This window comes from Actinophytocola xinjiangensis, assembly GCF_001921215.1.
In the GTDB taxonomy this organism is placed as follows: Bacteria; Actinomycetota; Actinomycetes; order Mycobacteriales; family Pseudonocardiaceae; genus Actinophytocola; species Actinophytocola xinjiangensis.
This window is the reverse complement of sequence record NZ_MSIF01000028.1, coordinates 91,274-111,301: the sequence shown is the minus strand read 5'-3', so window position 1 is coordinate 111,301 and position 20,028 is coordinate 91,274. Positions and strand designations below refer to the sequence as shown.

Genomic DNA, 20,028 nt, shown 5'->3' with positions numbered 1-20,028 from the left:
CGGTGGTCCGCGCGGCGGTGGCGGCGGCGGAGGCGGCGGCTTCCGCGGTGGCGGCGGTGGCGGCGGCGGAGGCGGTGGCTTCCGTCCCGGTGGCGGCGGCGGAGGCGCCCCGGCCGGCGGTGGCGGCGGTTTCCGTGGTGGCGGCGGTGGCCGTCCCGGTTCCGGTGGTGGTCGCGGCGGTGCCGCGGGTGCCTTCGGCCGGCCAGGTGGGCCGTCCCGGCGTGGTCGCAAGTCGAAGCGGCAGAAGCGCCAGGAGTACATGGAGAACATGCAGGCGCCCAGCGTCGGCGGTGTTCGCCTGCCCAAGGGCAACGGCGAGAACATCCGGCTGCCGCGCGGTGCCTCGCTGACCGACTTCGCCGAGAAGATCAACGCCAACCCGGCCTCGCTGGTGCAGGTGCTGTTCCACCTCGGTGAGATGGTCACGGCCACCCAGTCGGTCTCCGACGACGTGCTCGAACTGCTCGGCACCGAGATGAACTACAAGGTGCAGGTGGTCAGCCCGGAGGAGGAGGACCGCGAGCTGCTGGACTCCTTCGACATCTCCTACGGCGAGAACGCCGGTGGCGAGGAGGAGCTGCAGGCCAGGCCGCCGGTCGTGACCGTCATGGGTCACGTCGACCACGGTAAGACGCGCCTGTTGGACACGATCCGCAAGACGACCGTGCACGAGGGCGAGGCCGGTGGCATCACCCAGCACATCGGCGCCTACCAGGTCGCGGTCGAGGTCGACGGCAACGAGCGGCTGATCACCTTCATCGACACCCCGGGTCACGAGGCGTTCACCGCCATGCGTGCCCGTGGTGCCAACTCGACGGACATCGCGATCATCGTGGTCGCCGCCGACGACGGCGTCATGCCGCAGACGGTGGAGGCCATCAACCACGCGCAGGCCGCCGGCCTGCCGATCGTGGTCGCGGTGAACAAGATCGACAAGGAAGGTGCCAACCCGCAGAAGGTGCGCCAGCAGCTCACCGAGTACGGGCTGGTCGCCGAGGAGTACGGCGGCGACACGATGTTCGTCGACATCTCCGCGCGGCAGAACATCAACATCGGCGGGCTGCTCGAGGCGGTCGTGCTCACCGCGGACGCGTCGCTCGACCTGCGGGCCAACCCGGAGATGGAGGCGCAGGGCGTCGCCATCGAGGCCCACCTGGACCGCGGTCGCGGCCCGGTGGCCACGGTGCTGGTGCAGCGCGGCACGCTGCGGGTCGGCGACTCGATCGTCGCCGGTGACGCCTACGGCCGCGTGCGGCGCATGGTCGACGAGTTCAACGACGACGTCATCGAGGCGACCCCGTCGCGTCCGGTCCAGGTCATCGGGTTCACCTCGGTGCCCGGCGCCGGCGACACCTTCCTGGTGGTCGACGAGGACCGCACCGCCCGGCAGATCGCCGAGCGGCGCGCGGCGCGCATGCGCAACGCGGCCAACGCCCAGCGGCGCAAGCGGATCAGCCTCGAGGACCTGGACTCCGCGCTCAAGGAGACCAGCCAGCTCAACCTGATCATCAAGGGCGACAACTCGGGTACCGTCGAGGCTCTCGAGGACGCGCTCACGAAGATCGACGTCGGCGACGAGGTCGAGCTGCGGGTCATCGACCGCGGTGTCGGTGGCATCACCAAGGCCAACGTGGACCTGGCGATCGCGTCCGACGCGATCATCCTCGGGTTCAACGTGCGGGCCGAGGGCAAGGTCACCGAGCAGGCCAACCGCGAGGGCATCGACGTCCGGTACTACTCGGTCATCTACCAGGCGATCGACGAGATCGAGCAGGCTCTCAAGGGCATGCTCAAGCCGGTCTACGAAGAGGTCGAGCTGGGTCGGGCCGAGATCCGCGAGGTCTTCAAGTCCTCGAAGGTCGGCACGATCGCGGGGTGCATGGTGCTCTCCGGCGAGATCCGGCGCAACGCCAAGGCCCGGTTGCTGCGTGACGGCGTCGTGGTCCAGGAGAGCCTGCCGGTCAGCTCGCTGCGGCGGTTCAAGGACGACGCGGTCGAGGTCCGGGAGGGCTTCGAGTGTGGTCTGACGCTGGGCTCCTACGGCGACCTCAAGGTCGACGACATCGTCGAGACCTACGAGCTGCGCGAGAAGCCGCGCGACTGAGTCACCTGTCTCGGTCGCCGCGTCCACCCCTGGTGGGCGCGGCGACCGGGCCCTGTTCAAGGAAAGTGAAACCCCTTTGTACGTCGGGGCTCTCGAACTGGATGTCGTGCTCGGGGACATCCGTTCGCTGAAGGAGAAGCGTTCCGCGGTGCGGCCGGTGATCGCCGAGCTGCGCCGGCGCTTCGAGGTCGCCGTGGCCGAGGCCGGGCACCTGGACAAGCACCGCCGGTCGCTGATCGGCGTGGCCGCCGTCGCGGCCGACGCCGGACACGTGCGCGAGGTGCTCGACGCGTGTGAGCGGCTGGTCGCGGGGCGGCCGGAGCTGGAGCTGGTCTCGGCGCACCGCCGCCTGCTCGGCCCGAACGACGACTGAGCACACGACGATTCGGACAACACTGTGAGGAAGGAACGTCGTGGCTGACGCACCACGCGCACGCAAGCTCGCCAAGCGGATCGCGCAGATCGTCGCGTCCGCGCTGGAGCACGAGGTCAAGGATCCGCGCCTGGCCAGGGTGACGATCACCGACGCCAAGGTCACCGCCGACCTGCACGACGCGACCGTGTACTACACGGTCCTCGGCGACAAGCTGGACGCCACGCCCGACTCCCGGGGTGCGGCGGCGGCGCTGGAGTCGGCCAAGGGCGTGCTGCGCTCGCGGGTGGGCGCCGGCACCGGGGTCCGGTTCACCCCGACGCTGACGTTCGTCGCGGACACCGTGCCCGAGGACGCCAAGCACATCGACGAGCTGCTCGCCCGGGCCCAGGCCGCCGACGAGGAGGTCGCCCGCCTCGCCAACGGCGCCCAGCCGGCCGGCGAGGCGGACCCGTACAAGGCCCCCCGCGAGGACGAGGACGAGAGCTGAGACCCGGGGCTGAGACTCGGGCTGAGCCGGTTCAGGCCGGGTCGTCGGAGGAGTCCTTCGGTCAGCTGTCCAACAGGTCGGCGAGATCGCGCAGGGTTCCGGTCGCCGCGCGGAGTTCGGTGACCGCCATCCGGGCGGCGACCGTGTTGGCCCAGACAGCCTGCCGGCGCTCGACCTGACGCAGGGCGACGCGTCCGCGCGGTGTGAGAGCCATCACCCTGGCCCGCCGGTCGCGGGGATTGTCCTGGAAGACGATCATGTCGTCGCGGGCCAGCGCGTTGGCCGTCTGCTGGACGGTCTGTCTGGTGAGGCCCATGGTCCTGGCGACCTGCGCGACCGTGGCCGGGTCGTGGTCGATCACGCCGAGGATCTGCCAACGGGCGCTGGTCAGACCCGACGGACGGCTCAGCTCGTCGCCCGCCGAAAGGAGCAGTCCGTTGACCCGGAAGACCTCCACCAGCAGTTCCGAGAACTCCGCGCCACCGGTGGTCAACTGGGACATGTCCGACAATCTCGCACATTGACAGGTGCCTGTCAAAGTGGCCAATGTTTCGATCCGTATCCCATACAGGACAAGGTTTCGCTACTCTCGTGGCTCCCTGATCCGACTACGGCCAGCTTGGGGTGAGACGTGGCTGCAGGCGACTTTCGCCGCACGCGGCGAGACGTCCTGCTTGGTGCTGTCGGCCTTGGCCTCGCGGCCGCGGCCGGATGTGCATCGGAGCCATCGGACGTTCCCGTCAGAACCGGCAGAACCAGTTCCGCTCCGGGCACCTTGTCCGGAGCAAGCAAGTCCGCGCCGCCGAAGGCGGTGACCGTGGAGCGCGTCGCGTCGATCGCCCGGCACACCGAGGTCGAGCTGATCGTCATGCGCCCCGAGGGGGTCACCCAGGAATTACCTGTGTGCCTCGCCCTGCACGGCCGGGGCAAGGGCGCGGGGATGTTCACCGAACTCGGCGTGCCCAAGATCCTGACCTCACTGGTCAACTACCAGGGGGTACCGCCCTTCGCCGTGGTGGCGGTGGACGGCGGCGACTCCTACTGGGTGGCCCGCGACAGCGACGACGACCCGCAGGCGATGCTCACCCAGGACATGCCGCAGTGGCTGGGGGAGCGGGGTCTGGTGACCAACCCGTTCGCCGTGCTCGGCATCTCCATGGGCGGCTACGGCGCGTTGAACTACGCGTCCAACCCCAGCGGTCCGGCCGTCGCGCTGATCAGCCCGGCGCTGTTCCTGAGCTGGCCGGAGGCCCAGGAGCGGGACGTGTTCGCCAACGAGCAGCGGTGGAAGGACACCGATCCGCTGCAGAACCTGTCCTCCTTCGCCGGGGTGTCGATCGGCGTGTGGTCCGGCGAGGCCGACCCGTTCATCGACGGTGCCCGGCGGCTGGCCGACAAGGCCACCAACATGCGCGCGGTCGAGTTCACCCCCGGTGCGCACGACAACGCCTACTGGCGCAAGGTGCTGCCCGAGGCGCTCAAGTTCGTCGGCCGGCAGATCGGCTGATCCCGCGCGAGATCTCAACTCCACAACCATCTCCGGTGGGTGTACTGGACGCAGCCGCTCGGTTACGTGAGGCTGTCGGGCGTGTCGACCACGGATCTTGGTGTCGCCGCGGAGCTGCTGCGCACCGCGACCGACGTGACCCTGCTCGCCCACGTCGCCCCGGACGCCGACGCGCTGGGTAGCGCGCTGGCTCTGGGGCTGGCGCTGCACCGGCGCGGCGCCAGCGTCCGGGTCTGTTTCGGCTTCCCGGACGAGGTGCCGGAGTCGCTGCGGTGGCTGGACGTGGCGGGGCTGGTGGTCCCGGCCGACGACGTGCCGGCCACGGCGGGCCTGCTGGTCACCGTCGACTCCAGCAGTCTGGACCGGCTCGGCCGGCTGGCCGACCGGGTCGAGGCGACCGTGGCGGCCGGCTCGCCGGTGCTGGTGGTCGACCACCACGCCAGCAACACCTTCTTCGGCACCCACCACGTCGTGGACGAGGCCGCCGAGGCGACGGCCGTGCTGGTGGCCGACCTGCTCGACCTGCTCGGCGTCGAGCTGGACACGGCCATCGCCACCTGCCTCTACGCCGGTCTGGTCACCGACACCGGCTCGTTCCGCCGGGCCCGCCCGGTGACCCACGAGCTGGCCGCGCGGCTGGTCGCCGCCGGTGTCGACCCGGACCAGGCGGCCCGTGAGCTGTTCGGCACCCACCCGTTCGCCTTCCTGCCGATGCTGGCCACGGTGCTGGAGCGGGCGGTGCTCGAACCGGACGCGGTCGGTGGCCGGGGTCTGGTGCACACCTCGGTGCTGCTCACCGACCTCGACGGGGTCCGGATCGAGGAGGTGGAGGCGGTCGTGGACATCGTGCGCACCGTCGGCGAGGCGGAGGTGGCGGCGGTCATCAAGCAGGCCGGTCCGACCACCTGGACCGGGTCGCTGCGGGCGACCGGCGCGGTCGACGTGCGCGCGGCGGCGCTGCGCCTGGGCGGTGGCGGTCACCGGCTGGCCGCCGGTTTCACCGCCCACGGCGACCGTGCCGAGGTGCTTGACCAGGTGCGCGAGGCGCTGGCGGAACCGGTGTTGATCGCGGGAGAGCCGGGACCGCGCGCATCGGGTTGAGCACGGTCCGGCTACACCGGGCCGATCAGTGGTATAAACCAATCGCCGCACGGGCTGGCCGGGTCCGAGGCGGTTCCAGCCAGGCGGACCGGCCGGGCGGAAACGGAGGACAAGGTGAAGCGCGTGATCAAGGCAGTCGCGGTCGCGGCCGTGGCTGCGCTCGGGTTGGCCGCTTGCGGGGACGACTCCGGCGGCAGCGGCAGCGAGGGCGGTACCACCGAACTCGAGCTGCTGGTCCCGATCTACGGTGACCTGACCAAGCCCTACTGGGAGGACCTCGTCGAGGCCTTCCACAAGGAGAACTCGGACATCAAGGTCACGCTGGAAACCCAGAGTTGGGACGAGATCTACACCGTCCTCACCACCAAGATCCAGAACAACCGCGCGCCGGACATCCTGGAGCTGGACGCCGCCGGCCCGGCCTACGCGGCCGAGGACCTGCTCTACAAGGCCGAGGAGATCGTCTCCCCGGAGACCCTGGCCGACATCGAGAAGTCGTTCGTCGACAGCGCGTTGATCGACGGCGTGGCCTACGGTCTGCCGACGGTCGCCTCGACCAGGGCCCTGTTCTACAACAAGGACCTGTTCACCCAGGCCGGCGTGACCGCGCCGCCCAAGACCTGGGACGAACTGCTCGACGCCGCCAAGAAGATCTCCGCGCTCGGCGGCGGGGTGCACGGCTACGGCATGCCGCTGGGCAGCGAGGAGGCGCAGGCCGAGACCTCGATCTTCGCCTACGGTGCCGGCGGGACCTGGGAGTCCGACGGCAAGATGACGATCGACACGCCGGAGGCCAAGGAAGCCCTGACGTTCATGAAGAAGATGATCGACGAGGGCGTCACCCAGCCCAACCCGGGCGCCACCGACCGCACGCCGCTGCTGGACGTGTTCATCCAGGGCAAGATCGGCATGATCCAGGGCCTGCCGCCGATCGTCGGCCAGATCAACGAGAAGAACCCTGACCTGCAGTGGGAGATCGCTCCGTCGCCGACCAAGGACGGCTCGCCGTCCACGCTCGGTGTCGCCGACTACTTCGTCGGTTTCGACAAGGGCGAGGACAAGCAGGAGGCGATCGCGAAGTTCCTGGACTTCTTCTACCAGCAGGACAACTACGTCAAGTTCAACGACAACGAGCAGTTCATCCCGGCGACCAAGTCCGGCGCGGAGGCCGCGTCCGCCAAGCCGGAGCTGAAGATCTTCCTGGAGTCGCTGCCCGACGCGAAGTTCTACCCGGCCACCAACCCGGCCTGGGCCGAGACCTCCGGCGCCTTCAAGTCGCTGGTCGGCCAGATCGAGACCAAGCCGGTGGACGAGGTGCTGTCCCAGATCCAGGCGAAGGCCGACGCGACGGGCTGACCCCGCGTCGTCACCAGGTTCCGGGCCGGCCCGTGGCGGGCGGCCCGGAACCGGCGCCACACACAGGAGGAACCACGGCGTGACAGCTCCGACCACCGCGCACCGGTCGCTGCGCCGGCGGGCTCGGCGACAGTCGACCCTGCAGGCGTTGCCCTGGCTCGCGCCCGCGCTGATCCTCATCGGCGGCGTGGTCGTGTACCCGGTCGGCTACATGATCTACACCTCGTTCCGCGACCTGACCCGGTTCGGGACCGACAAGGGTTGGGCCGGCTTCGACAACTACGCGCGGGTCCTGGAACTGGAACACCTGCCCAAGGTGGCGATGAACACCGTCATCTGGGTGGTCGGGGTGGTGATGCTGAGCATCGGTCTGGGGCTGGTGCTCGCGCAGTTCCTGAACAAGCGCTTTCCCGGCCGCAAGGTCCTGCGCATGGTGATCATCGTGCCGTGGGCGGCGTCGGTCGTGATGACCTCGACGGTGTTCGTCTACGGCCTGGATCCCTTCTACGGCATCATCAACCGGGCGCTGGTCGACCTCGGGCTGCTGGACGAGCCGTTCGGGTTCCTGAAGAGTCCGGTGCCCGGGTTCCTCTCGGCGATGGCCGTCGCGGTGTTCGTGTCGATCCCGTTCACCACGTTCGTCTTCCTCGCCGGCCTGCAGGCCGTCCCGCACGACGTGCTGGAGGCGGCGCAGATCGACGGCGCCGGACGGGTGCAGACCTACTGGCGCGTGGTGTTCCCGATGCTGCGCGGCGCGGTCGTGGTGGCCACGATCATCAACGTCATCAACGTGTTCAACAACCTGCCGATCCTCAAGACGATGACCGGCGCGATCCCCGGCTACGACGCGGACACCACGACCTCGCTGATGTTCAAGATCATCCAGGCCGACCGCCAGATCGACACCGCGAGCGCGCTCAGCGTGCTCAACTTCGTCGTGGTCGTCGTCGTGATCGGTATCTACCTGCGCGTCGTGCGCCCGATGCGGGAGGACTGAGCACGTGAGTACGGTCGTTGATCGACCGGTGACGGTCACCGAGGTCGACGGCGGGGGCGACCCGCCGAAGGCGCGCGAGCGGCGGCGGTGGGGGCTGACGATCGTCGGTTCGATCGTCGCGCTGATCTTCCTGTTCCCGTACCTGATCATGCTGATCGGCGCGTTCAAGACGCGTCCGGAGATCCTGCGGGTGCCGCCGACCTACCTGCCGCAGGAGTGGGCGCCCAGCAACTTCCTGACCATGTGGGACACGCCGGAGACGCCGCTGCCGGCGAACCTGCTGTCCACCGTGGTCATCTCGTTGTGCGGTACGGCGCTCGCGCTGCTCGCCGCGCTGCCGGCCGCCTACTACACCGCGCGGCACAACTTCCGGCTCAAGCTGCCGTTCCTGCTGCTGGTGCTGATCACCCAGATGCTCCAGCCCACGGTGCTGGCCTCGGGCCTGTTCCGCGAGTTCATCACCCTGGAGATCAACGACACCTGGCTGACGATGATCCTGGTGAACGCGGCGTTCAACCTGTCGTTCGCGGTGTGGATCATGCACAGTTTCTTCGCCTCGGTGCCCAAGGAGATCGAGGAGGCGGCCTGGCTGGACGGCTGTTCGCGGGGACAGTCGCTGACCAGGATCATGCTTCCGTTGGTGTGGCCGGGGATCGTGACCGCGGTGATCTTCACGTTCATCGCCTGCTGGAACGAGTTCGCGGCCAGCCTGATCCTGTTGCCCACCGACACCAACCAGCCACTGACCGTCGCGCTGACCAGGTTCATCGGCCAGTACGAATCGGCCTGGCAGTATGTCTTCGCGGTCTCTCTCATCGGCATCGTGCCGGTCGTCGCGCTGTTCGCGCTGATCGAGAAGCACCTGGTCTCGGGGCTGACAGCGGGCGGGGTGAAGTGAGATCGTGATTCTGAATCGTGGTGTTCACGGGTTTGTTGCTCTAGATTGTTCTGTGCTCGTGCGCCGGTTTCGCACCGGGCCGACGACGGGGTGCGGTCTCTGACCGGCGAGACGAAAGGTAAGCCATGGCCACTGTGACTTTCGACGGCGCGAGCCGTTACTACGCGGGCAACGACAAGCCCGCGGTCGACCAACTCGACCTGGAGGTCGAGGACGGCGAGTTCCTCGTTCTCGTCGGCCCCTCCGGCTGCGGCAAGTCGACCACGCTGCGCATGCTGGCCGGGTTGGAGGGTGTGGACGAGGGCGCGGTACGGATCGGTGAGCGCGACGTCACCAACCTGCCGCCCAAGGACCGGGACATCGCCATGGTGTTCCAGAACTACGCGCTCTACCCGCACATGACGGTCGCTGACAACATCGGCTTCCACCTCAAGATCAAGAAGATGCCGAAGGCCGAGCGTGCCGAGCGGGTACTGGAGGCGGCCAAGCTGCTCGACCTCGAGCCCTACCTGGAGCGCAAGCCCGCCAAGCTCTCCGGTGGCCAGCGCCAGCGCGTCGCCATGGGCCGCGCGATCGTGCGCCGCCCGCAGGTGTTCTGCATGGACGAGCCGCTGTCCAACCTCGACGCCAAACTGCGGGTGCAGACCCGTACGCAGATCGCGTCGTTGCAGCGCCGCCTGGGCGTCACCACCATCTACGTCACCCACGACCAGGTCGAGGCCATGACCATGGGCGACCGGGTGGCCGTGCTCAAGGACGGCCTGCTCCAGCAGTGCGACACCCCGATCGGCCTGTTCGGCCGGCCGAAGAACCTGTTCGTCGCCGGCTTCATCGGCTCGCCGGCCATGAACCTGATCCCCGCCACGGTCAACGGCGACGGCGCGGTCATCGGCGGCCAGCCGATCGGTCTGACCCCGGCCCAGCGTGAGGCGCTGACCAGCCCGAACGTCGTGGTCGGGGTGCGGCCGGAGGGCTGGACCCTCAAGCCGGCCGGCGAGGGCATCGGCGCCATGGTCGAGGTCGTCGAGGAGCTGGGCAGCGACCAGTTCCTGTACTGCTCGACCAGTGCCGAGCTGACCGCCGCCGACGCGTCCGAGGCCGCCGACGAGTCCGAGGCCCCGCACACCATCACCGTGCGCGCGCCCGGCATGTCCGCCTTCCAGCGCGGCGAGAAGGTTGGCCTCGTTCCGCAGCCGGGTGCGGTGCACCTGTTCGACGCGGAGACCGGCGACCGCCTCCCCGACTGATCCCGCACGCCTCACCACCGCCGCCGGGCACCGTTCACGGTGCCCGGCGGCGGTTTTTCGTCTACTCCGAATGGGCCTCGACCCGGCGCTCGACCGTGTGTGAAGGTGATTGGAGAAGCGCGGTTTCACGCACTACGAATCGGGGAGCGTGCAATGAGCGGACCTTGCGGAGCGAATCACGGGGTGCGGGGCGACCGCGAGCGGCTCGACCGGGCCTGCGAGGGGGAGTCGTGAGCGGTCCGTCTGTTTCTCGTCGTTCGATGTTGCGGGGGGCGGCCGTCGCCGGGGTCGGGTTGGGGGTGGCCGGGGCCGGCGGGATCGAGGCGGCCGCGCAGGCACCGCCGCGCGCGGGCCGGTCGATGATCGGCGTGCCGTTCGACGCGACCGACGCGCCCCGGTTCGGTGTCGTCGGGCTCGGCAACCGGGGCGGCGGGATGCTGCCGCTGCTGCTGGCCATCCCCGGCGCGCGGGTCACCGCGCTGTGCGACATCCGGCCGGAGTTCGCCCAGCGCGCCGCCAGGGCCGTCACCGACGCCGGCCAGCCGGCACCGGCCCTGTACACCGCCGGCGACGACGACTACGAGAACCTCTGCGCCCGCGACGACGTCGACTTCGTCTACATCGCCACGCCCTGGGAGTGGCACACGCCGATGGCGCTGACCGCCATGCGCAACGGCAAGCACGTCGGCGTCGAGTGCCCGATGGGCCTGACCCTCGATGACCTGTGGCGCCTGGTCGACACCTCCGAACGCACCCGCCGGCACTGCGTCCAGCTGGAGAACTGCTGCTACGGGCGCAACGAGCTGCGGGCGCTGCGGCTGGCCCACGCCGGCCGCTTCGGCGAGCTGCTGCACGCCTCCGGCGCCTACCTGCACGACCTGCGCGAGCTGCTGTTCTCCAAGACCTACTACGAGGACCAGTGGCGCCGCCGCTTCCACACCACCACCAACGGCGACCTCTACCCGACCCACGGCCTCGGCCCGGTCGCCGCCTACTTCGACCTCAACCGGGGCGACCGGTTCGTGCGGATGACGTCGATGAGCACCCCGGCGCTGGGCCTGGCCGCCTACCGCGCCGAGCACCAGCCGCCCGGTGACGAGACGTGGAGCGAGAACTACGTCAACGGCGACGTCACGATGAGCCTCATCCAGACGGCGAAGGGCCGGGTCGTGCACCTGGTGCACGGCGTGTCCAACCCGCACCCGTACTCCCGGCTCAACCACCTCGCCGGCACCAACGGCGTGTTCGAGGACTACCCGCCGCGCATCTACCTGGAGCCCGACCGCACCAACGACCAGTGGGGCTCCTTCGACGACTACGCCGAGCACGACCACTGGCTGTGGACCGACGTCGGCCCCGGCCCCGGCGGGCACGGCGGCATGGACTACCTGATGTTGTGGCGCCTCGTGCAGTGCCTGCGCCTGGGGCTGCCGCCGGACATCGACGTGTACGACTCGGCGGCGTGGAACTCCCCGTACCCGCTGAGCGTGCTGTCGGTGCGCCACCAGGGCGCGCCGATCCCGTTCCCCGACTTCACCCGGGGCGACTGGCAGACCCCGCACCCTGGCACCGACTCGGACAAGCCCGCCTAGCCGGTTATCGTCGGGGTCCGTGAGCACCCCACCGGCAGAGCGGGAACCGCTGCGGCGGGTACTGGGCCTGGCGGTGCCCGCCCTGGGCGTGCTCGCCGCCGAGCCGCTGTACCTGCTGGTCGACACCGCCGTGGTCGGTCACCTGGGCGCGGTCCCGCTGGGCGGGCTGTCGGTGGCGGCGATCGTGCTCGCCCAGGTCTCCACCCAGCTGACGTTCCTGTCCTACGGCACCACCGCGCGCGCGGCCAGGCTGCACGGCGCCGGGCGCCGCGCGGACGCGGTCGCCGAGGGCGTGCAGGCCACCTGGCTCGCGGTGGTCGTCGGGCTGGTGCTGGTCGCGGTCGGTCAGGCGGTGGCCGGTCCGGTCGCCCGGCTGCTGGCCGGCCAGGGCGAGGTGGCCGACGCGGCGGTGTCGTGGCTGCGGATCGCGCTGTTCGGTGTCCCGTGCATCCTCGTCACGATGGCCGGCAACGGCTGGCTGCGCGGGGTCCAGGACACCCGCCGGCCGCTGCGCTACGTGCTGGTGGGCAACGCTCTGTCCGCGGCGCTGTGCCCGGTGCTGGTGTACTGGGCCGGTTGGGGGCTGGAGGGCTCGGCGGTGGCCAACGTCGTCGCCCAGGTCGTGTCGGCCGGGTTGTTCGTCCGTGCGCTGGTGGCCGAGCGGGTGCCGCTGCGACCGGTGCCGGCGATGATGCGGGCCCAGCTGCGGCTGGGCCGGGACCTGGTGCTGCGCAGCCTGGCGTTCCAGGCCTGTTTCGTCTCGGCCACGGCAGTCGCCGCGCACACCTCGGTCGGCGCGGTCGGCGCGCACCAGATCGTGTTGCAGCTGTGGGTGTTCCTGTCGCTGGTGCTCGACTCGCTGGCGATCTCGGCCCAGCAGCTGGTCGGTGAGGCGCTCGGCGCGCGCGAGGACCGCCGCGCGCGGGGTCTGGCCCGCCAGGTCACCGGGTACGGCCTGGTCTTCGGCTGTGTGCTCGGCGCGCTGTTCGCCGCGCTCGCCGGGGTGCTGCCCGGTCTGTTCACCGCCGACGGCGCGGTGCTGCGCGAGATTCCGCACGCGTGGTGGTTCTTCGTGGCCCTGCAACCGGTCGCCGGGGTGGTGTTCGCGCTCGACGGGGTGCTGCTCGGCGCGGGCGACGCCGCGTTCCTGCGGACGGCGACCATCGCCTCGGCGGTGGTCGGGTTCCTGCCGATGGTGTGGGCCTCGCTGGCGTTGGGCTGGGGGCTGGTCGGCATCTGGACCGGGCTCTCGGCGTTCATGCTGCTGCGCCTGGGAACGCTGCTGGTCCGGGTGCGCTCGGGCCGCTGGGCGGTCGTCGGCGCCGTCCGAACCTAGGCGAACCGGTGGGCGAGGTCGCGGTGCAGGGCGGCCGCGCGGGCCCCGTCGCCGGCGGAGACCGGTGAGCCGGGTTGGCGGCTCAGGTGCTCGACCTGCTCGGCCAGCCGCAGGTGCTCGCGGTGGGCGTGCTCGCGGCAGGGCAGGCAGGTGACGCTCTCCGGGCGCTGGGCGGTCATCGCGTAGGGCACCTGCCGGCCGCAGCCGGTCCGCACCGTGCTCGGGGCGTCGGCGGCCAGGCCGAACGCCGACGCGACCACGTCGCGTACCCCGGAGCCCTGCCACGCGACCCGGTGCTCGACATGGATGTGCGGATCGCTCATCGGGACCTCCGGCGTGCCAGGGACGTCGACCGTACCTGGTGAACTGTGGGCGAACACACGTTTAGCTTGGCTAACGATTCGCCGCCCGGAACCGCTGTAACCACCGGAGTCATCCGATCCGATCCCCGAACGGAGCGTTGTGCAGTACACCCGCCAGACGCGACGGGCACTCGCGATGTGGGCAACAGCGGTTCTCATCTACCTGGCGGCGGTGTTCCACCGCACCTCGCTCGGGGTCGCCAGCCTCGAAGCCAGCGACCGGTTCGGCCTCGGGCCCGCCGCGCTGGGCACCTTCACCGTCCTGCAGGTCGGCGTCTACGCGCTGATGCAGGTACCGACCGGCATGCTCGTCGACCGCTTCGGCCCGCGCCGGGTGCTGATCACCGCCGCGCTGCTCATGGGCACCGGGCAGCTACTGTTCGCGTTCGCCACCACCTACCCGCTCGGGCTGGTCGCCAGGGCCGTCCTCGGCGTCGGCGACGCGATGACCTTCGTCAGCGTGCTGCGCCTGGTCGCCGCGCACTTCCCGGCCCGCCGCTACGCCGCGCTGACCTCGATCACCGCCGCGCTCGGCGCGCTGGGCCAACTGCTCTCGACCGTGCCGCTGAGCCTGCTGCTCGACGGCCCCGGCTGGACCGCGACCTTCGCCGCGGCCGGCGCGGCGACCGCGCTCTACGCCGTCGTGCTCGCCCTGCGGGTCCGCGACGGTGAGGTCCTGTACGGCACCGGCACCGACCAGGCGCCGTCCCCGTCGCTGCGCACCGTGCTCACCCAGGTCCGGCACGCCTGGTCGACGCCGGGCACCCGCCTTGGCTTCTGGCTGCACTTCTCCACGATGTTCGCCCCCGCCATGCTCGGGCTGCTCTGGGGCTTCCCGTACCTGGTGCGCGCGCAGGGCATGGGCGAGGCCGCCGCCGGCCTGCTGCTCGGCGTGCTGGTCCTCGGCGCCGTCATCGGCGGGCCGCTGGTCGGCGCGCTGATCAGCCGCTGGCCGGCGTGCCGCACACCGCTGGTCGTCGGCTACCTGGTCGCCGCGCTCGCCGTGTGGGCGATCCTGCTTGGCTGGCCGGGCGGCCGGGTGCCCGGCGCGGTGCTGGTCGCCGGGTTCGCCGTGCTCTCGCTCGGCGGGCCGGCCTCGGCCATCGGGTTCGCCCTGGCCCGCGACTACAACCCGCTGCGCCGGGTGGGCACCGCGACCGGGGTGGTCAACGTCGGCGGGTTCGTCGCGATCACCGTCTCGGCGCTGGCCGTCGGCGTGCTGATGTCGGTGTTCGAGCCGCTCGGGCCGACCACCGCGTTCCGGCTGGCGCTGCTGTCGGTGGTGGCGATCCTGCTGCTGGGCCTGTGGCGCACGTCGGTGTGGTGGCGGCGGGCCCGGGCGGTGGTGTTCGACGCGGCCGCGCGCGGCGAGACCGTGCCGGTGCAGATCCGCCGCCGCGCCTGGGACCTGGCCAGCGCCTGACCCCGGCGGCCTTGAATAATGGCCGCGTGCCCCCTGCCTCGGTGAAACAACGTGTCGTCGTGCCCCCCGGACTGGTCGTCGTGGACAAGCCAGCGGGCCTGACCTCGCACGACGTCGTCGCCCGCGTGCGGCGGATCATGGGCACCCGCAAGGTCGGGCACGCCGGCACCCTCGACCCGATGGCCACCGGCGTGCTGGTCCTGGGCATCGAACGGGCCACCAAGCTGCTCGGCCACCTCGCCCTGGACACCAAGGCCTACCTGGCCACCATCGCCCTGGGCAGCGCCACCACCACCGACGACGCCCAGGGCGAGGTCGTGTCCACCGCGCCGGACGGGAGCGTCGCCGCCGTCGCCGACGAGGCGATCGCCGACGGGATCCGCGCGCTCACCGGGGCCATCCAGCAGGTGCCCAGCGCGGTCAGCGCGGTGAAGGTCGACGGGAAGCGGGCCTACGCGCGGGTGCGCGCCGGCGAACAGGTCGAGCTGGCCGCCCGCCCGGTCGAGGTCTCCCGGTTCGACGTGCTCGCCACGCGCCGGCTCGACGCGTCGATCGAGCTGGACGTGATGGTCGAGTGCTCCTCCGGCACCTACGTCCGCGCGCTGGCCAGGGACCTCGGCGCCGGCCTCGGCGTCGGCGGGCACCTCGCGGCACTGCGCCGCACCCGCGTCGGACCGTTCGACCTGCGCGTGGTCACCACCCTGGAACGCCTCGCCGACGAGCCCGGCCTGTCGCTGCCGCTGGACGCCGCGGTGGCCGCCGCGTTCCCCCGCCGCGACGTCGGCGAGCGCGCGGCGGCGGCGCTGCTGCGCGGCCAGCGGCTCCCGGCCGAGGGCATCACCGGCACCTACGGGGTGTTCGACCCGGCCGGGCGGGCGATCGCGCTGGCCGTCGACGAGGGCGAGTTCACCCGTTCGCTGGTGGTGCTGACCCCCGCCTGAGAACGGGTGCGTGCTCCATGGTTCGCGGCCCGCGCGCGGTCGACGATCTGAGGTGTGAACCTCACCCGCCGTAGCGTCCTGGCCGCCGGTGTCGCGGCCGGCGCTTCCACCGTCCTGGCCCGCGCCCGCGCCACCGCCACCGCCACCGCCACCGCGGCCGGTGACCGCCCGACGGCCTTCACCCACGCCACCGTGATCGACCCCGCCGGACGCCGCACGATCCACGACGCCACGGTCGTCGTGCGCGGCGACCGGATCGAGTCGGTCGGCCCCTACTCCGGGATTCCCGCCGGGGCCACGGTCGTCGACCTGCGCGGCCGGTACCTCATTCCTGGCCTGGCCGACATGCACGTGCACTGCTGGTTCGAGCAGATCGAGCCGCCGCTGTTCCTGGCCAACGGGGTGACCACCGTGCGCGAGCTGTCCGGCACGCCGATGGTCCACGAGTGGCGCCAGCGCATCGAGGCCGGCACCCTCGCCGGACCCCGCTGGACGATCGGCAGCGTCATCGTCGACGGCACGCCGTCACTGTGGGACCCGAATCTGCTGCCGGTCGTCCAGGTCGCCGACGCCACCCAGGCCCGCGCCGCCGTGCGCCGGCAGTTGGCCGAGGGCGCCGACTTCGTCAAGGTCTACTCCCGGCTGTCCCGCCCGGCGTTCCACGCGATCGCCGCCGAGTGCGGCCGGCACGGGGCACGCCTCGTCGGCCACTGCCCGGACTCGGTGACCGTCGCCGAGGCCGCCGACCTGGGGCTGGGCAGCGTCGAGCACCTGTTCGGGCTGTTCTACGCCACCTCCACCCGGGAGGCGGCCCTGCGCGAGCGGCTCGCACGGGTCCAGCTCGAACTCGGCGACTACAACGGCTGGTTCAACCAGTGCCACCCCATCGAGTACGACGCGATGCGCACCCACGGCCGGATCAGGACCCGGCTGCTGTTCGACCGGCTCGCCCGGCGGCGCACCAGGGTCGTGCCCACGCTGACCATGCACCGGGGCCTGGACCTCGCCCGCACCCTGGACCGGTCCGACCCGCGCCGCCGCTACCTGCCGGCGCCGATGCTGGCCTCGGTCGACCACGCGCTCGCCGAGCTGTATCTCAGGGGCCGCGACCCGTCGCTGGACGCGCGCTGGGCCGAGCTGTTCGAGGCCAGGCTCGCGCTGGTGGGGGAGCTGCACCGGGCCGGTGTGCCGCTGATGGTCGGCACCGACCTGGCGACCTGCGGGGTGTACCCCGGCTTCTCGGTGCACGACGAGCTGGCACTGTTCGCCGACGCCGGCCTCTCCCCGATGGACGCGCTGCGCGCCGCCACCACAGAACCGGCCGCCTACCTCGGCACCCGCTCGGGCGGTGTCGCCAGGGGACACGTCGCCGACCTCGTCGTGCTCGACGCCGACCCGCTGCGCGACATCCGCAACACCCGGCGTGTCGCCGGCGTCCTGGCCAGGGGCACCTACTACGACCGCGCCGCCCGCGACCAGCTGTTGGCCGACGTCGAGCGGGCCGCCGCCGGCATCACCGGGGCCGCCGTGGCACCCGCCTGCGCCTGCCACGCCGTCCCGGCCTGACCCCCGCCGGGCCCGCCGGAATAGGGTGGGCGGGTGCAGCGGTGGCGAGGGTTGGAGTTCATTCCCGGTGGCTGGGGGCGGTGCGTCGCCACCATCGGCGTGTTCGACGGTGTGCACCTCGGACACCAGGCGCTGATCAACCGGGCGGTCACGCTGGCCGAGCAGCGGGGGATGCCCAGCGTGCTGCTCACCTTCGACCCCCACCCGTCGGAGGTGGTGCGCCCCGGCAGCCACCCGGCGCAGCTGACCACGCTGCGCCGCAAGGCCGAGCTGGTGGAGCGGATGGGCGTGGACGTGTTCTGCGTGCTGCCCTTCACCCACGAGCTGTCCAAGGTGCCCGCCGACGAGTTCGTGCACGAGGTGCTGGTCGAACAGCTGCACGTGGCGGCCGTGGTCGTCGGGCGCAACTTCACCTTCGGGCACGGCGCGCGCGGCGACGTCGCCCTGCTGACCCAGCTCGGCCAGCGCTTCGGCTTCGTCGCCGAGGGCGCCGAACTGGTCACCGTGCCCCACCACGAGGCGTCCGACGAGATCACCTTCTCCTCGACCTACATCCGTGCCTGTGTCGACGCCGGTGACGTGACCGCCGCCGCGGCCGCGCTGGGCCGCCCGCACCGGCTGGAGGGGATCGTCGTGCGCGGCGACCGCCGGGGCCACGAGCTGGGCTTCCCGACGGCCAACCTGTCCACCCCGCGCTACGCGGCGGTGCCGGCCGACGGGGTGTACGCCGGCCGGTTCTCCCTGCTCAACAACAGCAGTCGGCCGCCGCTGATGGCGGCCATCTCGGTCGGCACGAACCCGACCTTCTCCGGGCGCGAACGCCGGGTGGAGGCGTTCGTGCTGGACGTGGACGAGGACTTCTACGGCCAGCGGGTCGGGCTGGACTTCGTCGGCCGGCTGCGTTCCATGGAGCGCTACGACTCGTCGTCGGCGCTGGTCGAGCAGATGCACGACGACGTCCGGCGGACCAGGGAACTGCTCACCTGAGCCGTTCTGTATGTACTGTTCCGTGCACATGCGAACAGGTGTCGGCTTTTGCCACGCGGGGGCGCCTGGGCTGGCAGGATGCGGTGAGGCTGTGGGGCATGGCCGGCGTCGCGGGAACCGGGGAGAGGCGAAGGTGGAGGACCACAAGATCGTCCAGCGCAATCTCGCACTGCAGCGGGAGTGGTACGGCGAACCGCTCGGGGACCGAGTTCGTCGCCTGGTGGTGGCCTTCGACATCTCGCAGGCCTACCTGGCCGACGTGCTCGGGATCAGTGCGCCGATGCTCAGCCAGGTCATGTCCGGCCGGCGCGCCAAGATCGGCAACCCGGCGGTGCTGGCCAGACTCATCATGCTGGAACGCAAGGTCCTCGTGCCGGACGTGGCCGCCGGCAAGAAGGAGGCCATGATGCGCGCGCTGGAGGAGGTGCGCGCCTCCCGGCCCTCGGTGACCAGGGACAACCTGCCCGTCGACATCGGCCGCAACGACCGCGTGGCGGTCGCCGCGTTACGCAGGGTGGCCGACGCCGGTGATCTCACCGCCGCCGCCGGGCTGCTCAACGGCAAGTTCCCGGAGCTGGCCGACCTGCTGCGCCGCGCCGGACAGTCACAGTGACCGTCACAGTGACTGGTTGAGATGGTCCGGCTCTTCTCCGCGCTCGAACTGCCGGCCGCCGTCCACGCCGAACTCGACCAGCGGCTGCGGGCACTGCGCGCCGCCGACCCGGACCTCGACTCCGGTCTGGTCTGGACCCCGCCCGACCGCTGGCACATCACCCTCGGCTTCTACGGTGACCGGGAGCACGCCGACCGGCGCGGCGCCTGGTTCCGCCGCCAGGCCAGCGGCCTGCCGACGGCCCGGCTGCGGCTGCGCGGCGCCGGCCGGTTCCCGGGTGTGCTGTGGATCGGGGTCAACCCGATGGACGCCCGGGACGTGGCGTCGCTGCACACCATGGCCGGTGCGCTCAACGCCGACACCAACGCCGACCGGTACGCCTTCGCCGCGCACGTCACCGTCGCCCGGTGGCGGCGCGGCGCCTCGGGCAGCGACCTGGCGATCCGGGCCGTGCACGCGCTGTCGGACTTCGTGGGAAGCTGGTGGCCGGTCGGCGAGATCGTGCTGTTCCGCTCGGACCAGGCCGAGTCCGGCGCCGCGCCGGTCTACACGCCACTGGACCGCGTGCCGCTGGCCAGTAAGAACGGGTGACGAACCACCTGCTACCCTCGGTGTTTGGGTCCGGCTGCGGTCCGTGGCGGCTGGCACCTACTTCCCGTGTATCGGGACCGCACGGACATCTCAAACCCGAGGAGACGACGAGTGGCGCTGTCCACTGAACAGAAGAAGACCATCCTGGCCGAGTACGGCGTCCACGACACCGACACCGGCTCGCCGGAGGCCCAGGTCGCGATGCTGACCAAGCGCATCAGTGACCTGACCGAGCACCTGAAGGTGCACAAGCACGACCACCACTCACGTCGGGGTCTGTTGCTGCTGGTCGGCCGTCGCCGCCGGCTGCTCAACTACCTGACCAAGGTGGACATCGAACGCTACCGGTCGCTGATCCAGCGACTCGGTCTGCGCCGATAAGCCCCATCGGGGGAGCGGTCCTTGACCGCTCCCCCGATGTCTATAACAGGAAACGAACAGGGCTTTGCGCGCCGCGTACGGGGATCAGTTCGCCGGTCCTCGGTAGTGGTCCCCGGGCCAGCCGAGCGGAATACACCGCTCGCGCCCGGAGACTTCGATCGAA

Annotated in this window: 20 protein-coding genes; 18 read left to right on the top strand and 2 right to left on the bottom strand. The window is 71.1% G+C overall.

The genetic code is table 11. From position 1 onward, the window contains the following. From infB to rbfA, 3 genes are all read left to right on the top strand, one after another. Positions 1-2,104 (top strand): translation initiation factor IF-2 (gene infB / locus BLA60_RS36325; RefSeq protein WP_075137615.1); only part of this gene is annotated, 2,104 nt, incomplete at its 5' end. A 76-nt stretch (positions 2,105-2,180) separates the two neighbouring features. Next, the gene (locus tag BLA60_RS36320) at positions 2,181-2,477 is read left to right on the top strand and encodes a DUF503 domain-containing protein (protein WP_075137588.1); all 297 of its coding nucleotides are present in this window, start codon (positions 2,181-2,183) and stop codon (positions 2,475-2,477) included. Between the two features lie 40 nt (positions 2,478-2,517). After that, positions 2,518-2,967 carry a 30S ribosome-binding factor RbfA gene (gene rbfA, locus BLA60_RS36315; protein WP_075137587.1) on the top strand — a complete coding sequence of 150 codons (450 nt, stop codon included), beginning with the start codon at positions 2,518-2,520 and terminating at the stop codon, positions 2,965-2,967. 61 nt (positions 2,968-3,028) lie between these two features. Here rbfA and BLA60_RS36310 read toward each other — a convergent pair whose 3' ends face one another. Continuing rightward, on the bottom strand, positions 3,029-3,469 hold the full coding sequence (locus BLA60_RS36310; protein WP_075137586.1) for a MarR family winged helix-turn-helix transcriptional regulator: 441 nt from the start codon (positions 3,467-3,469) through the stop codon (positions 3,029-3,031). A 315-nt stretch (positions 3,470-3,784) separates the two neighbouring features. On the opposite strand from BLA60_RS36310, the gene BLA60_RS36305 reads away from it, so the two are divergent. The 8 genes from BLA60_RS36305 (at position 3,785) to BLA60_RS36270 (ending at position 13,001) form a co-directional block, all read left to right on the top strand. Continuing rightward, on the top strand, positions 3,785-4,474 hold the full coding sequence (locus tag BLA60_RS36305) for an alpha/beta hydrolase (protein ID WP_245812400.1): 690 nt from the start codon (positions 3,785-3,787) through the stop codon (positions 4,472-4,474). Positions 4,475-4,546: 72 nt separating this feature from the next. Next, on the top strand, positions 4,547-5,575 hold the full coding sequence (locus tag BLA60_RS36300) for a DHH family phosphoesterase (RefSeq protein ID WP_075137614.1): 1,029 nt from the start codon (positions 4,547-4,549) through the stop codon (positions 5,573-5,575). Positions 5,576-5,698: 123 nt separating this feature from the next. Continuing rightward, complete coding sequence (locus tag BLA60_RS36295; RefSeq protein ID WP_245812398.1) at positions 5,699-6,931, top strand: extracellular solute-binding protein; 1,233 nt, start codon at positions 5,699-5,701, stop codon at positions 6,929-6,931. Between the two features lie 79 nt (positions 6,932-7,010). Further along, entirely contained in the window at positions 7,011-7,928 is a 918-nt protein-coding gene (locus BLA60_RS36290; protein ID WP_075137583.1) for a carbohydrate ABC transporter permease, read from the top strand. Positions 7,929-7,932: 4 nt separating this feature from the next. Continuing rightward, positions 7,933-8,826, top strand: a complete 894-nt coding sequence (locus BLA60_RS36285) for a carbohydrate ABC transporter permease (RefSeq protein ID WP_245812397.1) — start codon at positions 7,933-7,935, stop codon at positions 8,824-8,826. Between the two features lie 125 nt (positions 8,827-8,951). Next, the gene (locus BLA60_RS36280) at positions 8,952-10,073 is read left to right on the top strand and encodes an ABC transporter ATP-binding protein (protein ID WP_075137582.1); all 1,122 of its coding nucleotides are present in this window, start codon (positions 8,952-8,954) and stop codon (positions 10,071-10,073) included. A gap of 260 nt (positions 10,074-10,333) precedes the next feature. Next, positions 10,334-11,665, top strand: a complete 1,332-nt coding sequence (locus BLA60_RS36275; protein WP_075137581.1) for a Gfo/Idh/MocA family protein — start codon at positions 10,334-10,336, stop codon at positions 11,663-11,665. Positions 11,666-11,684: 19 nt separating this feature from the next. Continuing rightward, the gene (locus BLA60_RS36270; protein ID WP_075137580.1) at positions 11,685-13,001 is read left to right on the top strand and encodes an MATE family efflux transporter; all 1,317 of its coding nucleotides are present in this window, start codon (positions 11,685-11,687) and stop codon (positions 12,999-13,001) included. On the opposite strand, the gene BLA60_RS36265 is transcribed toward BLA60_RS36270, so the two are convergent. After that, positions 12,998-13,324 (bottom strand): hypothetical protein, encoded by a 327-nt coding sequence (locus BLA60_RS36265; RefSeq protein ID WP_075137579.1) that lies wholly within the window; start codon positions 13,322-13,324, stop codon positions 12,998-13,000. The two genes, BLA60_RS36270 and BLA60_RS36265, sit on opposite strands and share 4 nt — an antisense overlap. A gap of 175 nt (positions 13,325-13,499) precedes the next feature. Here BLA60_RS36265 and BLA60_RS36260 point away from each other — a divergent pair, with 175 nt between their 5' ends. The 7 genes from BLA60_RS36260 to rpsO all read left to right on the top strand — a co-directional run bounded on the left by BLA60_RS36260 (position 13,500) and on the right by rpsO (position 19,865). Then, complete coding sequence (locus BLA60_RS36260) at positions 13,500-14,786, top strand: MFS transporter (protein ID WP_075137612.1); 1,287 nt, start codon at positions 13,500-13,502, stop codon at positions 14,784-14,786. Between the two features lie 59 nt (positions 14,787-14,845). After that, a complete protein-coding gene (truB, locus tag BLA60_RS36255) occupies positions 14,846-15,727 on the top strand; it encodes a tRNA pseudouridine(55) synthase TruB (RefSeq protein WP_245812395.1) in 882 nt (293 codons plus the stop codon). Positions 15,728-15,781: 54 nt separating this feature from the next. Then, positions 15,782-17,293, top strand: a complete 1,512-nt coding sequence (locus tag BLA60_RS36250; protein ID WP_154814838.1) for an amidohydrolase family protein — start codon at positions 15,782-15,784, stop codon at positions 17,291-17,293. A gap of 33 nt (positions 17,294-17,326) precedes the next feature. After that, positions 17,327-18,280 carry a bifunctional riboflavin kinase/FAD synthetase gene (locus tag BLA60_RS36245; protein ID WP_075137577.1) on the top strand — a complete coding sequence of 318 codons (954 nt, stop codon included), beginning with the start codon at positions 17,327-17,329 and terminating at the stop codon, positions 18,278-18,280. Positions 18,281-18,413: 133 nt separating this feature from the next. Next, entirely contained in the window at positions 18,414-18,893 is a 480-nt protein-coding gene (locus BLA60_RS36240; RefSeq protein WP_075137576.1) for a helix-turn-helix domain-containing protein, read from the top strand. A gap of 21 nt (positions 18,894-18,914) precedes the next feature. Further along, a complete protein-coding gene (gene thpR / locus BLA60_RS36235) occupies positions 18,915-19,484 on the top strand; it encodes an RNA 2',3'-cyclic phosphodiesterase (RefSeq protein ID WP_075137575.1) in 570 nt (189 codons plus the stop codon). A gap of 111 nt (positions 19,485-19,595) precedes the next feature. Next, a complete protein-coding gene (gene rpsO, locus BLA60_RS36230) occupies positions 19,596-19,865 on the top strand; it encodes a 30S ribosomal protein S15 (protein WP_075130364.1) in 270 nt (89 codons plus the stop codon). The last annotated feature ends 163 nt before the right edge of the window (positions 19,866-20,028 follow it).

Coding starts and splice junctions, on each gene's coding strand:
- BLA60_RS36310 (WP_075137586.1), bottom strand. CDS start 3,469: ATGTCCCAGTTGACCACCGGTGGCGCGGAGTTCTCGGAACTGCTGGTG.
- BLA60_RS36280 (WP_075137582.1), top strand. CDS start 8,952: ATGGCCACTGTGACTTTCGACGGCGCGAGCCGTTACTACGCGGGCAAC.
- BLA60_RS36275 (WP_075137581.1), top strand. CDS start 10,334: ATGTTGCGGGGGGCGGCCGTCGCCGGGGTCGGGTTGGGGGTGGCCGGG.
- BLA60_RS36265 (WP_075137579.1), bottom strand. CDS start 13,324: ATGAGCGATCCGCACATCCATGTCGAGCACCGGGTCGCGTGGCAGGGC.
- BLA60_RS36260 (WP_075137612.1), top strand. CDS start 13,500: ATGTGGGCAACAGCGGTTCTCATCTACCTGGCGGCGGTGTTCCACCGC.
- thpR (WP_075137575.1), top strand. CDS start 18,915: ATGGTCCGGCTCTTCTCCGCGCTCGAACTGCCGGCCGCCGTCCACGCC.